This is a genomic window from Colwellia psychrerythraea, from assembly GCF_000764185.1.
Classification (GTDB): domain Bacteria; phylum Pseudomonadota; class Gammaproteobacteria; order Enterobacterales; family Alteromonadaceae; genus Colwellia; species Colwellia psychrerythraea_B.
Map to the genome: position 1 here is coordinate 1 of NZ_JQEC01000055.1, position 14,555 is coordinate 14,555.

Genomic DNA, 14,555 nt, shown 5'->3' on the forward strand with positions numbered 1-14,555 from the left:
GTTTCTGCACCTTCAAGTGAATTAAACTTGACTAAAACCGTAGTTTTTTGAATTTGTAAATGTTTCACAGAATAATTTTCACATTCTAGTGCCATTACAGGGCTGGCTAAGGTAATAAATAAAATAATTGTATATATTTTGTTTTTCATTTTCATTTTCCATAAATATTTTAAAACGCCCCACTAAGAGGCAAATAATTGTTGGCTATAATAGAGAGCGAAGCGAACAAAGCCAACTGCTATTTGTCCTTTTGAGTGACTTGTATATGTGTTTAGTAGACTTTATATCTTGGATTGCTTCATATAATGTCCAAACCGAATATACAATTCCACATAAAGATAAAACGGTCAAACATGTAAATTGAAGGGTACTAAACTCCGATTTATTTTGAAAAATATATACTGCGAACCAGCCCGTAAGAATGAATAATATAGGAAGAATCACAATCGCCTCTATGACTTTTCGTTTATAAGATTTAGTTTCCATATTATGAGGATTCCATACACATATAACGCCCATTTAAGGGGCTGATAATTGTTTGCTAAAATGTGTAGCGAAGCGAAACCGAGCAAACTGTTAGCAGTCCCGCTTTAAATTCTTGTTATGTTTCAGTTACTTCTACCCATTTAGAATATTCTTCCTCGGAATCAAAAACAATATAGTCATTCACTGAATCCCAAGAAATTGCACACTGCTTTTTTAGAGCCAAATCCTGTTCAGTTGCACTTAGAGGAATTTGACCAACAACAAACAACTTATCGTGTATCAATTTGAACGTTATATTTTTAATCGCAAGGGTGTCTGAATCAGAACCAAACGATACTGTTTTACCTTTGAATATATCTAACAAATCGGAATCCATTGCAACTTTATCCCTGAAACATAACAGCTTACTATGGATACGTCTTAGTAATGTCCGTACCATAAATATTAAATAATTTATATTAATATCCTATGGCATCAATATATTAGAAGCAGTAAACGATAATTTTTTATAAATGGTTGGGTGTTACTAAGAGGTATCAGTAATAAGCTAACGAAAAAATAGGTTTATCCTCATAATTTCAAGTGGTTATAAAACAATCATACTGGTTGAGTTGTGTTACTAAGACGTCTCAGCAACATCAGATGAATAATTCATTAGAAAATATATGGCAAAATATTTATTTCTAATGTCGCCTTAGCGCACCAAGAAGTCATTAGCAGTGAACTATTTTTAATAGTCCATTGGGTAAAAGCTAAGGCTCACTTTTACCACATTGCGGACGTTTTTTAGGTATTAAAAAGCCGTCTCATGAGGATGGCTTTGTGCCAAAAGCAGTCAGTCAACTATTTGATATAGTCAGTCTATTTTATATAACTCATTAACCACTGAAGGAATATAAAATTCATATCCATGGTTTTTAATATTTAATAAATAAAACCGTCAAAACGATCTCCAATTATAAAACTACCGTTATTAAAAACGCCAAGCCTTTGAGGTTTTATATGAAAACCATACTGAGGACTAGACGTATACGGAGTACGTTTCATGCCTTCAGGGTAAGTAAAATAAGTCAAGGGGGTAATATTTCCATCTTTGACCTTTGCAACTCCATTAGTTGAAGCTAGATACATAGTATCCCCAACAAATGTTATCGCACCAGTGGGTAAAAACTCTTTCCAGTCTGACTGGCTTTCTGTATTCAATTCATCAACATGAGTTAACTTATTAAAGATCGAAGCTATTTCAATTTCATTCCCTTTACTCAACTTTATTAACGTCCCTTGGTTAGGAGTACCTATCCATAAGTCATCCCTTTCACTGTTATATTACTGACGTGGATAGCCCATCTACCAATATAATCATGAATAAAAATTTCATCTGCACTTTCAATATCTTCTTCTGTGAGTTTCAAGCGATATAGATCAGTTTCATTTCCAGTATCTTCAACTTGAAAATAGACTGCCCCATTAAATTTAATAGGTGTAGCACTTCTTTGTGAAAAGAAATACTCCTCCTTGGTTTCTTGCCCTAAACCATCGTGATCAAAATGGGGGTACTCTCTTGTTGCCGAGGAGGCTTTATAGATGGCAGTTAATTTACCTGATTGCTCTTCATAAATCGTATCAGGTGATATAACTAGTAAGCTTTCCTTACTTTTTCCTAGTCTCAACCAATCGGTTTGAGAAGGGTTATATAATTCCCTTTTAATTGTTTCAAGGAATGGGTTTGTTGAAACGATACTCCAACTTCTTTTTTCTTTACAAAGCCAATGAGCAGTCTCATTTTCAATAACAACATCGTGAATTTCAGGACATTTATTCAACGATATTGGATTGAGTTGTTGAGAAGTTGAATTTATAAAATATATTCCATCATGCCAGATGGTATTGAACTCTTTCCGCCAGCCTTTTATGATTACTATAAATCCACCGTTATATGGTTCTAGTCCCCATACGTCTTTGAATTTTGGTTGAAGTGGCAGCACTGCTTCAGGTGCTTCGTTTGAAGTCCATTTCCAATTTAGCATCGCTGATTTTCTATTATTAGCCCTAACATCCTTTTGTAAAAATTCTTTCTTTTCAAACTCCTTTACTTGATTCCAATATGTTTGGTAATACTCAAATTGTTCATCTAGCTTCCAAGGTAGATCATTAAGTTCACGGTATAAGCTTTTAATAATAATCCCACTCATATCATCAGCATGAGAAATTCCTTTTTGGTTAAACCACTGAGCTAAAGGAGAGTTATACCATAGGCCCCATGAATTTCTTAAACCTGTTCCAAACCCATGATGTAGTCGATTAAGATCGTCTTCACTTCCATTTTTAATCATGCTTAAATCATCTGAAGGAAGAGTATTTATCAAATTTAAAACCGCTAGGGGTAATGTCGAAGGAATTGAATTGTCGTTCTTTTGACTAGATGAACATCCCATTATGATTAAGAATAAAGTGAAATAAATATATTTGATAATGGCTCTTTCCATAGATTGTTTTTAATTACCGATGTCTGCTTATCGCTCTAAGCAGACCTTAATATTTTCAAAGTCTTACGTCAACTAAGCGCACGAACAAGTCATTACAGCTGATTAATGAAGCGTCTTATTTCGTCTCTTATTAAGGGCGATTTTAACTAATAAACAATGCCCATTTTGTGTTGTGATCTTAAGTGGTCAATGCAACACACTCTATTACTAAGTTAAAAAGAAAAGAGTGTTAAAGTGGTTCATCGTTTACGAATTACGCCCCCACAGAGAATTTGACCTTAATATGGTATTACTGGAAAGATGTGCAACTTTTAAAAGAGGGAGGCTGCTTTATAAAGGTAATTATTCTTCAATGATTAATGCCATTGTTAGGCTAAAGTTATTCGGTAAAGTGAACATTTCACTGGGATAAAAGTTGAAATGAAACTAGTCTGGTGGGGTGAATGAATAATTCATTAAAAATCAGCGGTTAACTATAGACGTAGTATGAAAATCAAGTGATAATTGGTTGTTATTTGTTCATGTTGAGATGGAGTTCGAAATGTTTGATTTATTGGTCAATTTTTTTGGCACTATTGTTACCTGTATTTTCGTCGTTTATCTTGTACTCCTAGCGCTCCTACAAGGTAAAAATAAAGAATTAACTACTGCTAACACACTTATTAATATGGCTGATATGCCTGTGTTGCGTCCTATTCCTATCTCAACCGCCAATCAAAATGGCTTGCTCAATAAGATACTCATTCTTGTTTTTCAGGTAAGGCGCTGGCGCGTAGAAGAGGCTTTCATTTTTGAATATAAAGGCAAAAAATATGCTGTTCATGCTGGTTTTGAGTTTAATGGCGCTTCAATACCTAAACCACTTTGGGGCTTGTTAAGTCCCGTAGGTTTGTTGTTAATTCCTGGTCTTATCCATGATTACGGTTATCGCTACAATGGCATATACATCTTAGATGAAAATAACAAACCTGAATGGGATGAAACAATCTCAGTTCAATCGGGTTGGGATGAGCTATTTAAAGGTATTGGTAACGATATAAATCAAATACCAATGTTGAATGAATTAGCTAAGTTTGGTTTATGGCTCGGCGGTTTTAAAGCTTGGCGGGCATGGCGAGATAAAAAGGAAGATAAAGTACCTTTTAAGTGGACGGTTGATGATGAAAAACGAGCCAACAATAAACATCAAGAACAGGTGTCAGAGGGTAATGTTGACGATATTGATAACGCTAATAAGAAGGGTTGTAGCAACGAATTATTTGTTAGTGGTACCACTAAAACAACACAAATAGGTTATGAGAATAGCAATAAACAAAAAGTGTTAGGCAGTAGGAATCTTGATGCTACTGACAAGAAGAGGGTAACTTATAAAATGGCATGTGGACATTGTGATGAAGTATATGGCGCTAAAACAGCAGAAATACATCGACGTAAGTGCCCAGCCTGTCAAGAAGGCAAGCCCAGCGTGAATTGGTAAAACTTTACTGCGCCTAGACTTTTCGTTTATAAGTAAATAAATAAGTAATGCCGTTGTTCTAAGTATGGCATTACCTCTTACATTAAGTCATTAATCTTTGTTGCTAGCCTATATCGCTAGCTATCAATAATAGTCATCATTACTAGTCATGAAATAAATTTTATGATGCTTTGGCTAGCCACAACAAGGCGGAACTTTTTGCCGTATCAAGCGGCATAACTCGGTCAACAGATATCGTCCATGTTTTTATATCAAAACTAACAGGTAAACGTATTAAGCTAGCGTTATCTATTGGCGGTTGTGCGATATGAGCAGGTAAGTAACACCAACCGAGATTATATTCAGCCATACATTTTAGTGCTTCAAAATCATTTTACCAGAATTTCTTAGGCGATATTTCTGGTAGCATGGAAATCGATTTTTTTTCAGCGCTACGCACTATTAGTTGAGTATACTTGGCGAGTTCAGCTCTAGATACACTGATTAGTTGCGCAAGTGGGTGCTTGGGGTGAACCACGACAAAAAAGGTAAATGACCAAGCAAGCCAAGTTCAACACCCGTAGGCATTAAAGCATCAATTAATTTTAGGTCAAACTAAGCTTCCTGCGCTTCTACAATTCCAGCTATGTCGTCACTGTTAGCAACGTTTAGGGTTATGCTAACCAGTGCAACAGGCAATCTAAGCCCTGTATATTGATAGTGCTATCGGCTTGCGTTAAGACAATAGGTTTGGCATGAAAGGCAACACCAAAACTTGCAGCAGCCATCATTACTAAATCATTAGCGCCATCACCCATGGCAACGGTTTGATTTTTTGGAATTTGATATTCTTTACTTAAAATAGCGAGAGAGTCGGCTTTTACTTGCGCATCCACTACATCACCTAATACCTTACCAGTGAGCTTGCCATCCACTATCTCAAGGGTATTAGCAAAAGCAGCATCCAAATTAAGGCTTTCTTTTAGGTGGTCAGCGAAATAAGTAAAACCACCGGAAGCAATAGCTATACGCCAGTTATGTTTTTTAAGCTCACTAATTAATGGCTTTAAGCCAGCCATGAGTGGGATATCATTAACAACATCGCTTAATATTTTTTCAGGAGAGTTCGCTAATGTCGCCACACGTTGATGTAAGCTTTGTGCAAAGTCTAGTTCACCTAACATAGCGCGCTCAGTAACTATAGCGACTTCCTCTCCAACACCAGCAAGTTTAGCTATTTCATCTATACATTCAATTTCGATGGTGGTTGAGTCCATATCCATTACTAATAAACCAGGTTCAGATAATGTTGGTACTTGTCTTAATAAAGCTGCTTCAATATCATTTGCTAAAGTAAAATCGGCTAGTGCTTTACGCGCTAGAATGAAATCACTACAACTTACCTGGAAACGACAGCTGGTTTGATTATTACGGTGATTAATAGTGGTGAGTGCGAGTATCTCTAGTTGGGCATGGCTTTGCAAAGCTAACAGCTGAGCGAGGCATAGTTGCTGAAATACTACCAATTCTATTGTGTCTTGATTTAGGTTTATATTAAGGGGCCGTTCATCAAAGTCAAGTGCTTGCTCCGATAAGTTAAAGGTAACGGGTAATTGCTTACCTTGTAGGTTTTGGGATAAATACTGCTCAAGCGACAGGGGTAATACGTTGGCGATAAAAGACACGTTAACTCTCTAGGGTATGTTATAAATATTAAACTTCACATCAGTTAATAATCTAACTATAGTGACACTATTAATGCGCTAAAATAGTCACTTGTGGTTTTATGAAGCAAACCGAACAGCCTTTATACCCTAAATTATCGTCGATTTATAATAAAATTCTACAATTAACTAGTGCAATTTTACTTATCATAGTGCTTATAAGTATCTTACACTCAACTGGAGTGAAAAATAGTCATAATTTAACCGAACACTTTACCTTTATTGCTAAGCAACAATTACAGCAAGCTATTGCGGGTGTGACTGTTATTCTTGAACTAGAACATAAAGATAATATTGAAAAAAAAATCATATTACAACGCTATCTTGATGGCTTAGCTAAAGTTAACTTTATTAAGCAAGCGCATTTATATGATGCCACTGGTTTGTTATTAGTGTCGAGTACATCGGTAGGAATTGATAAACAAGGTGATGAAATTGCCCGCCCTAAAGCCAAAAGTATTAACGATCTTTATGGTATTTCTCCACACCAACGCAACCTAACTGATAAGTTAACACCTTTCATTGAAGAAATTAGCTATAGCGACCCAACTAGCCAGGAACTGCATGGTTATCTACGTTTTACTATCGAACAGTCTTATTTAATGGACATATTAGCAAAAGCAGATGAAGAGCAGCAATCTTTACATCGACTAATGTTGTTATTGGCAGGGGTTGTTGGCTTTTTACTAACCCGAGGTTTAAATCGTTTTAGCAGGCGAGGTTATCGGTTAAATTCGTCGTCACAAAAAGCTGGCTCTTAGTATTCTAATTTATTGTAAATTAAGTCTTTAATTAAAGAATATCTGCTCGATATTAAGCTCAAGTTGATTAGCTATTTGCTCAGGACTTTCAGCTCGCATTGTTGATAATACTTCAAAAATATTGATTATATTTACTGGGGAATTAGCTGGGGAATTAACCGGAGTACTAGCTGTCGACTTAGCGAACTCAATTTTTTTTAATTTATCTAACTCACTGTTACTCAATGCCTCTTTAGCTATCACTTCCTGACTTAGCGGCATCGATGGGGCATCCGTTTCTAATACTAAACTCTCCAATGGTAACCGTTTAAAGGTATTAATGGTCTTTTTAGCACGAGAATAAGTGATAGTACTACCAACACCTAACTTATAGCCTAAATTTATATAGTCTGTCGCTTGCTGGTAACTACCTGAAAAGCCATGAATAATACCTGCTTTATTGAGCTGGTGTCTTCTTAAAAAGGGCATGATTTTATCGTGTGATTGTCGGTGATGAATTATTACTGGCAAGTCTTGTTGTTTAGCAAGGTTGAGCTGAAAATCAAAAAAGTGTTGCTGTTTTACTAACTCTTTGTCTGGGTCATCAGAGCGCTTAATAATTGCGCCATCAATACCAATTTCACCTATGGCGATAATGTCATTCTTAGCCTGTATTACTTTTTCAGTTAAAAGCTCAAGGTGAGTATCGTTTAAATCTTGTAAAAACCACGGATGAATGCCTAAACAGGGAAAAATTTCAATCGGATTTTTGTGATGTTTTTTCGCTAAGGTTAAGACATTATCAAAGTTGTTTGGGGCAATAGAAGGAACAATAATGCGGTTAATGGCAAGTTCTGCACATTGTCTTAATAAGGTGGATAATTGCGCTTGGAAAGCTTTGTCATCAAGGTGGCAATGACTATCGGTAAATTGCATCATTGCCTCCTAGGGATCGGTAATATGAGTTTATAACCCTAAACTATTATTATATCTAATTTATAACTAGTTATCGCAAGTTAAAGGAAAATGCACGGAGCTGACTTTAGTCAGTGAGTACCTTTGACGTATCAATTGCGATAAGTAGGATTAAATTACATGCGTTCCATTACTTCAATGCCTAATATATCTAACCCTTGCTTTAATGTATCAGCAATAACTTTACATAAGGCTAAGCGTGACGTTTTAACTTCTTCACTTATACCGTCTTTAAGGATAGGGCAGGCTTCATAAAAACTCATATAGAGGCTGGCTAACTCGTAAAGGTAGTTACATAACAAGTTAGGTGTACATTCGCTAATTACCGCATCAATAACATCTTCAAGTTGTAACAATTTTAATGCTAAGGCTTTTTCCTGTGGCTCAATAATGTTGATAACAGCATTAGCTGATAACGTACCAGAGCTCGCTTGAGCTTTGCTAAAGATACTCTGAATACGTGAGTAAGCATATTGTAAATAAGGTGCGGTAGCACCTTCAAAGCTCAACATAGTCTTCCAGTTGAAAATATAATCACTGGTACGGTTTTTCGATAAATCGGCAAATTTAACCGCGCCAATACCTACTTTCTTTGATATTTCCGTTAAATCAATTTCAGTAATCTCAGGATTTTTCTCTTTGATTAATGTTGCTGCACGAACTATAGATTCATCAAGTAATTCTGCTAACTTGATGGTGCCACCAGTACGGGTTTTAAATGGCTTGCCATCATTCCCCATCATCATGCCAAACGGGCAATGTTGATAGCCTACATTGTCAGGTAAGAAGCCAGCTTTACGAGCAACAATTTCAACTTGCTTGAAGTGCAAACCTTGACGAGCATCAGTGAAAATAATGATACGATCAGCTGCTAGCTTGCCACTACGGTAACGACAGGCTGATAAATCAGTGGTTGCGTATAAGAAACCGCCACCTGATTTTTGTACGATAAATACCGGAGCTTCGCCGTCTTTATTAGCCATTTCATTAATAAATACAACTTTAGCACCTTGACTCTCTTCGGCAATTTTACTGGCCATAAGCTCATCAATTACAGTCGATAAGTCATCGTTATAAGCGCTTTCGCCCATAATGTCAGAGCGTTTTAATGATACATTTAACTTCTCGTAGATTTCTTCACTGTGAGTAATTGAAATATCAATAAACTGTTGCCATAACTTGGCACAATCTACATCACCACTTTGCAGTTTAACTACATCGGCGCGCGCTCTATCAGCAAATCCTTCTTCGTTATCAAAGCGTACTTTTGCTTCACGGTAGAAGTTTTCTAAATCGGCAAGCGCTGTTTCAGCTACTTCATCACTGGCAAGTTTGTCGCTTAAGTGCGCGATTAACATACCAAATTGCGTGCCCCAATCACCCATGTGATTTTGACGAATAACTTTATCACCACGAAATTCTAAAGCACGTACTACCGCATCACCAATGATGGTTGAGCGTAAGTGACCCACATGCATTTCTTTAGCAAGGTTAGGTGCAGAGTAATCTACAACTACCGTTTGTTGTTTATCGTCTGTTGATGTACCACGTTGTGTTACACCAATAAAACTATCTTGAGCAACTGTATTAAGCTGAGTCGCTAACCAGCTCTCATCTAAATGAATATTAATAAAGCCAGGGCCAGCTAGTTCAATTTTGCTAGCTATTCCGTCTAGGTCTAACTCAGCAACAACTTTAGTTGCTAGCTCGCGAGGATTAGTCTTAAGTTTTTTAGCCGCGCCCATCACACCATTGGCTTGGTAGTCACCAAAGTTTGGACGATTAGATAAACTTAACGCAGGGTTAGTACCTTCAGGTAAGCCTGCAGCAACCATAGCGGCGCTAACTTTTTTACTCAATATATTCTTAATATTCATTCGTTATCTCATTCTCTTTGTTATTTGGTCCAATACATTTATCAACCGTGCTCATTGACTAACGTCAACTCCGCGCGCTTTCTTCTGCCTTGAACCAACTAACTGCGAGAATGGAGTAACTCACAGCTAGTACATTTATTTGTTTTTTGATGTTTTACAGTAACATCAAACTTATTCTTATATCTCTCATGTTTGGCAATCTAGTTTTCTTATTTTACCAGGCGCTTGGTCATTTTTATAAACGAGCTTAGTACACTAAGTGACTGAATAAAAATGATTAAGCAACGCCGAAAAATGAAAAACTAGGAAGCCAAACTAGTGTTCACGTGTCGAGTGGAACTCGATGTCGGGATGACGCTCTTGTGATAACGATAAGTTAACCATAGTTGGTGCTATATAAGTTAAGTTATTACCACCATCAAGCGCTAGATAATCACCAGCTTTCTTTTTAAATTGTTCTAAAGTGCGTTCATCATCACAAGTACACCAGCGTGCAGTAGCAACACTAATGGCTTCATAGATAGCATCAACTTTATATTCTGTTTTCAAACGTTGCACAACAACTTCAAACTGCAATACACCAACCGCGCCTACAATCATGTCATTATTAATGAAAGGTCTAAATACTTGTACGGCACCTTCTTCAGATAACTGAATCAAACCTTTTTGTAATTGCTTGGCTTTTAATGGATCGCGTAGACGAATACGGCGGAACATTTCCGGCGCAAAATTCGGAATGCCGCTGAACTTCATCATTTCACCAGCAGTAAAGCTATCACCTATTTGAATGCTACCGTGATTATGTAAACCAATGATATCACCCGCGTATGCTTCTTCAACGTTAGAGCGATCACCCGCCATAAAGGTTACCGCATCAGCAATTTTTACATCTTTGTTGATACGTACTTGTTTCATCTTCATGCCTTTTTCATATTTGCCTGAGCAAATACGCATAAAAGCAATACGGTCACGATGTTTAGGGTCCATGTTGGCTTGAATTTTAAAAACAAAACCTGAGAATTTTTCTTCAGTGGCAACTACTTCACGTAAATCTGTTTTACGTGGTAAAGGTTTAGGTGCCCATTTAGTCAGACCATCAAGCATATGATCAACACCAAAGTTACCGAGTGCAGTACCAAAAAAGACGGGTGTTAATTCACCACTCAAAAATTCTTCTAAATTAAATTCATGAGAAGCACCTTGAACAAGCTCTAGCTCTTCACGTAAATCTTCGGCAAAGCTACCAACAGCTTCATCTAGCAAAGGGTTATCTAAGCCTTTTATGATACGTACTTCTTGAATCATATGGCCAAGGCCTGATTGATATAAGAATGTTTCATTGGTAACTAGGTTATAAACACCTTTAAATTCTTTACCCATGCCAATTGGCCAGGTAATAGGGGCACACTTAATCTTTAAGACTTCTTCAACTTCATCCATGACTTCCATTGGGTCACGAACATCGCGATCCATTTTGTTCATGAAGGTAATAATTGGCGTATCACGCAGACGAGTAACTTCCATTAATTTAACTGTACGTGCTTCAACACCTTTGGCAACGTCAATTACCATCAAACATGAATCTACAGCAGTCAATGTACGGTAAGTATCTTCTGAGAAATCTTCATGACCAGGAGTATCAAGTAAGTTGACCAAACAATTTTTGTAAGGAAATTGCATTACTGAGGTGGTAATTGAGATACCACGCTCTTTCTCCATTTCCATCCAGTCAGACTTAGCGTGTTGACCTGATTTTTTACCTTTTACCGTGCCGGCTTTTTGTAAAGCTTGGCCAAATAAAAGTACTTTTTCAGTGATAGTGGTTTTACCCGCATCCGGATGCGAAATGATGGCAAAGGTTCTGCGTAGGTCTACTTGCTTGGCTTGTTGGGTTGTCATTGTTTGTTTTGTCTCGCTGGTGTACATGCTGGTGTACATAGAATGCTTTTCTTAACCTTTCCGGTTATTTCTGCATCGTTCAATTATGGGGCGCATTGTACCACAAATAAAAAAAGCCGCGATATGCGACTTTGGTTAATTTCGGTTAGTTATTCAGTTAAAAGTTATAGTTGAACATTCAATTTGAACAATTCGTCCAAGTTGTTTGAGTACTTGTGTAAATTATCAATATTAATGATCATAATTTTCCTGCTACCTCTATAAGCCTATTTACCATTTTATACTTCAAATACTTCTCTGTGCGCTTAGCTGACGTTAGCATTTAATTTTTTGCCCTATATTTGCTAATGAATGAATCATTCACATAATGTTACTAAGACGTCTTAGTAACACACAATCAATTAAAAATATGACCAATATAAATCACCTAACCAACTGAATTTAACTCACTTTATTTGTTATATGGTAAAAGTCAGTTACTAAGACGTATTAGTAACCTCTTTAATTTTTATTATATTTAGTGTTAATTGTTTCTAATGCATTGAAAGTATGGGATATTGATGTGAATTAAATGTTACTTATGGTGCAAAGGTTACTAAGACGTATCCATAATAAGCTGTTATATTTTTCGAGGCTACTATGTACCGTATCACTATTCTATGTTTATCAGTTGCAATTCTAAGCTGTAAATCTACTCCACCTAAATCCCAGCTTAAACCCCAGGCTAAACCTAAAATAGTACAAGCTATAAGTTGCCGTAATGCAAAAGACCTTGAATTTTCATCAATAAATATGTTCGACAAATTGTTAAATACAGATGATGAAAGGGTTAAATGGAATTCGAAACCATTATTAATTATAGAGCCTAAATACCCTTCTTATGCAAGTAAAAATAAAATAGAGGGTTATGTAAAAGTCTCAAGGATTATTAATGAAGATGGCTGTAACATTAATATAAATGTTATAGAGTCTGAGCCAGAAGGAATTTTCGATATATCAATGGTCAAAGCGTTAAAATATTGGCGCTATGCTCCAGCTATAGTTAATGGGAAGCCCGCTAAAGTAAAAGGCACTTTACGATTTGATTTTTCATTAACTGACAACACACCCAAAAAAAATGAACCAGAGTCTGAAATAAGCTTGGATTTAGAAAAATTAGCGGCTGAAAAGATCGGAGGACTTTAAAATATAACAAGAAATTCAACAGGACTAAAAACAGCGGACTGTTCGCTTCGCTACCATTTTAACCCGCTATTTTAGCCCGTTAATTGGGCGTTATCAATACAAAATCTAATCCAAATGTACTATTTCATATAAATGGCTAATGACCGCAAAGTGGTACTTACCGTCCTTAACATCTCATTTTAAAAAAGTAGTGAATTCCAAATTAATTAGCCCTTTTGTTAAGGGCTTCTTGGTGCGCAAAGAAGACATTAGTATTTAATTTTTTGCCATATATTTTCTAATGTTTTTTTATCGTATTACTGATGATTTACAATAATATCTTATTATTGTAAATCATAAAAAATTAAGACTTTGAAATTAATGACTTTTAAGATAGATTGGAAAACAATCGAGTAGGTGGGGTACTGATACGCCTACATAATTTTATTGTTAGCTGCACAAGGATATTTGGTGGATAAATCAATAATTGTATTTGGAACTATATTTGCGGCTTTTATAGCTGGTGTTTTTTCTTATTTTAACTTGATAAATAGCAAAGAACAGAAGGTTTCCGAATTTAGGCAATCTTGGATAAATGACTTCAGAAAGGAGTTGGCGGCTCTCGTCGCTTCTGTGTTTTATTTAGCGTATTACTATTCCAATACAATAGAGCCAAAAGCATCAGACGTGGAAGAATCCCATAGACTTTATGTTGCGGCGTGTACGGGATTACTAACTAGGATAAATGCAAAAGATCCTGATATTCCAACAAAACACCTAAATTCCACCTTCTTGACAAACCTTAATGAACTCCAAAATGCTTTCAATTTACAGGATTATAATAAGGTTAAAATTTTAGCTAACTTTTTAGTAAAAAGCTCAAGTCCTCTTTTAAAAGCAGAATGGGAGCGAGTTAAAAGAGGTGAAGAATCCTATCGCCGTACAAAAATATACGCAGGATTGGTGTGTGCTGTTGGTCTTATTGTTATATCTATATTTTTAAATGCCTATACAACTATGGCATCCAGCACATAACAAGCGCTGAATATACGGACACATAACTGTTGGCTGTGTTCGTTTATTCACTATGATAGCCAACAATTATTTAGCCGCTTATGGGGCATTAGGTTTTACATATGGTTCAGCAAGAGTCTGATATTGAAAAAAGAATCCGTGAGTTAAAAGAGCTTGAAGGTAAAAATATTGCTCATTACTCAGTAATGATGTCAACTTTCATTTCTTCACGTATTGATGCTAACAAAGCTATATTTACTTTTTCATCTGCGGGTATTGGTTTGCTGGTAACTTTAATTTCAGAGCCCAATTCAACTATTAGTGTTGTTTTATTTTCGTCAGCAATTTTAGCATTTGTTATTGCAGTTATTTCCACATTGTTTATTTATATTGCTCATACAAATGCAATTGAATCATATATTAGAAATGAGGGGAGTCATAAAAGGGATCTTAATTTAAAAGAATGGGTATATGTTAACTACATTGCATTTTCATTTGGTGTTGTCTTTGTTGCTCTATTTGCATTTTTAAAACTATATGGGGTATAAAACATAACAAGTCATAAAACCGTAGGGTTATGCTTTTTTTTCGCTATTTCAACCTACTATTGAATGCATCTTATTGGGTCGTTATCGATACAAAATCTAACCCTAACTGTCCAGTAACTGTACATAGCTAAAGACTATATTGTGGTAATAGCCGTCACTATCAAGTTATTTGGTTGCAAATAACGA

General features: G+C 36.1%; 13 protein-coding genes. 5 read left to right on the plus strand and 8 right to left on the minus strand.

The window, feature by feature from the left end; all coding sequences use genetic code 11:
- Positions 1-601: 601 nt before the first annotated feature.
- The 3 genes from GAB14E_RS04175 to GAB14E_RS04165 all read right to left on the minus strand — a co-directional run bounded on the left by GAB14E_RS04175 (position 602) and on the right by GAB14E_RS04165 (position 2,972).
- Positions 602-862 (minus strand): hypothetical protein, encoded by a 261-nt coding sequence (locus tag GAB14E_RS04175; protein ID WP_156115780.1) that lies wholly within the window; start codon positions 860-862, stop codon positions 602-604.
- A gap of 548 nt (positions 863-1,410) precedes the next feature.
- Positions 1,411-1,752 (minus strand): hypothetical protein, encoded by a 342-nt coding sequence (locus tag GAB14E_RS04170; protein ID WP_033083872.1) that lies wholly within the window; start codon positions 1,750-1,752, stop codon positions 1,411-1,413.
- Positions 1,753-1,781: 29 nt separating this feature from the next.
- Positions 1,782-2,972 (minus strand): DUF6794 domain-containing protein, encoded by a 1,191-nt coding sequence (locus GAB14E_RS04165; protein ID WP_033083873.1) that lies wholly within the window; start codon positions 2,970-2,972, stop codon positions 1,782-1,784.
- A 541-nt stretch (positions 2,973-3,513) separates the two neighbouring features.
- On the opposite strand from GAB14E_RS04165, the gene GAB14E_RS24590 reads away from it, so the two are divergent.
- Positions 3,514-4,449, plus strand: a complete 936-nt coding sequence (locus tag GAB14E_RS24590) for a DUF1353 domain-containing protein (protein WP_197061237.1) — start codon at positions 3,514-3,516, stop codon at positions 4,447-4,449.
- Positions 4,450-4,609: 160 nt separating this feature from the next.
- Here the strand turns inward: GAB14E_RS24590 and GAB14E_RS24280 are convergent, their stop codons facing one another.
- On the minus strand, positions 4,610-4,798 hold the full coding sequence (locus tag GAB14E_RS24280) for a hypothetical protein (RefSeq protein ID WP_052093982.1): 189 nt from the start codon (positions 4,796-4,798) through the stop codon (positions 4,610-4,612).
- A 304-nt stretch (positions 4,799-5,102) separates the two neighbouring features.
- Positions 5,103-6,113, minus strand: coding sequence for a phosphoserine phosphatase SerB (gene serB / locus GAB14E_RS04160; RefSeq protein WP_033083874.1), 1,011 nt, complete (start codon positions 6,111-6,113; stop codon positions 5,103-5,105).
- A 101-nt stretch (positions 6,114-6,214) separates the two neighbouring features.
- Here serB and GAB14E_RS04155 point away from each other — a divergent pair, with 101 nt between their 5' ends.
- On the plus strand, positions 6,215-6,913 hold the full coding sequence (locus tag GAB14E_RS04155; protein ID WP_033083875.1) for a hypothetical protein: 699 nt from the start codon (positions 6,215-6,217) through the stop codon (positions 6,911-6,913).
- 27 nt (positions 6,914-6,940) lie between these two features.
- On the opposite strand, the gene GAB14E_RS04150 is transcribed toward GAB14E_RS04155, so the two are convergent.
- The 3 genes from GAB14E_RS04150 to prfC all read right to left on the minus strand — a co-directional run bounded on the left by GAB14E_RS04150 (position 6,941) and on the right by prfC (position 11,643).
- A complete protein-coding gene (locus tag GAB14E_RS04150) occupies positions 6,941-7,831 on the minus strand; it encodes a TatD family hydrolase (protein ID WP_231562095.1) in 891 nt (296 codons plus the stop codon).
- A gap of 152 nt (positions 7,832-7,983) precedes the next feature.
- Positions 7,984-9,744, minus strand: a complete 1,761-nt coding sequence (gene argS, locus GAB14E_RS04145; protein ID WP_033083877.1) for an arginine--tRNA ligase — start codon at positions 9,742-9,744, stop codon at positions 7,984-7,986.
- A gap of 315 nt (positions 9,745-10,059) precedes the next feature.
- Positions 10,060-11,643 carry a peptide chain release factor 3 gene (gene prfC, locus GAB14E_RS04140; RefSeq protein ID WP_033083900.1) on the minus strand — a complete coding sequence of 528 codons (1,584 nt, stop codon included), beginning with the start codon at positions 11,641-11,643 and terminating at the stop codon, positions 10,060-10,062.
- A 639-nt stretch (positions 11,644-12,282) separates the two neighbouring features.
- On the opposite strand from prfC, the gene GAB14E_RS24285 reads away from it, so the two are divergent.
- The 3 genes from GAB14E_RS24285 (at position 12,283) to GAB14E_RS04130 (ending at position 14,369) form a co-directional block, all read left to right on the plus strand.
- Positions 12,283-12,828 carry an energy transducer TonB gene (locus GAB14E_RS24285; RefSeq protein ID WP_052093983.1) on the plus strand — a complete coding sequence of 182 codons (546 nt, stop codon included), beginning with the start codon at positions 12,283-12,285 and terminating at the stop codon, positions 12,826-12,828.
- Positions 12,829-13,278: 450 nt separating this feature from the next.
- Positions 13,279-13,842, plus strand: coding sequence for a hypothetical protein (locus tag GAB14E_RS04135; protein WP_033083878.1), 564 nt, complete (start codon positions 13,279-13,281; stop codon positions 13,840-13,842).
- 101 nt (positions 13,843-13,943) lie between these two features.
- On the plus strand, positions 13,944-14,369 hold the full coding sequence (locus GAB14E_RS04130; RefSeq protein ID WP_033083879.1) for a hypothetical protein: 426 nt from the start codon (positions 13,944-13,946) through the stop codon (positions 14,367-14,369).
- The last annotated feature ends 186 nt before the right edge of the window (positions 14,370-14,555 follow it).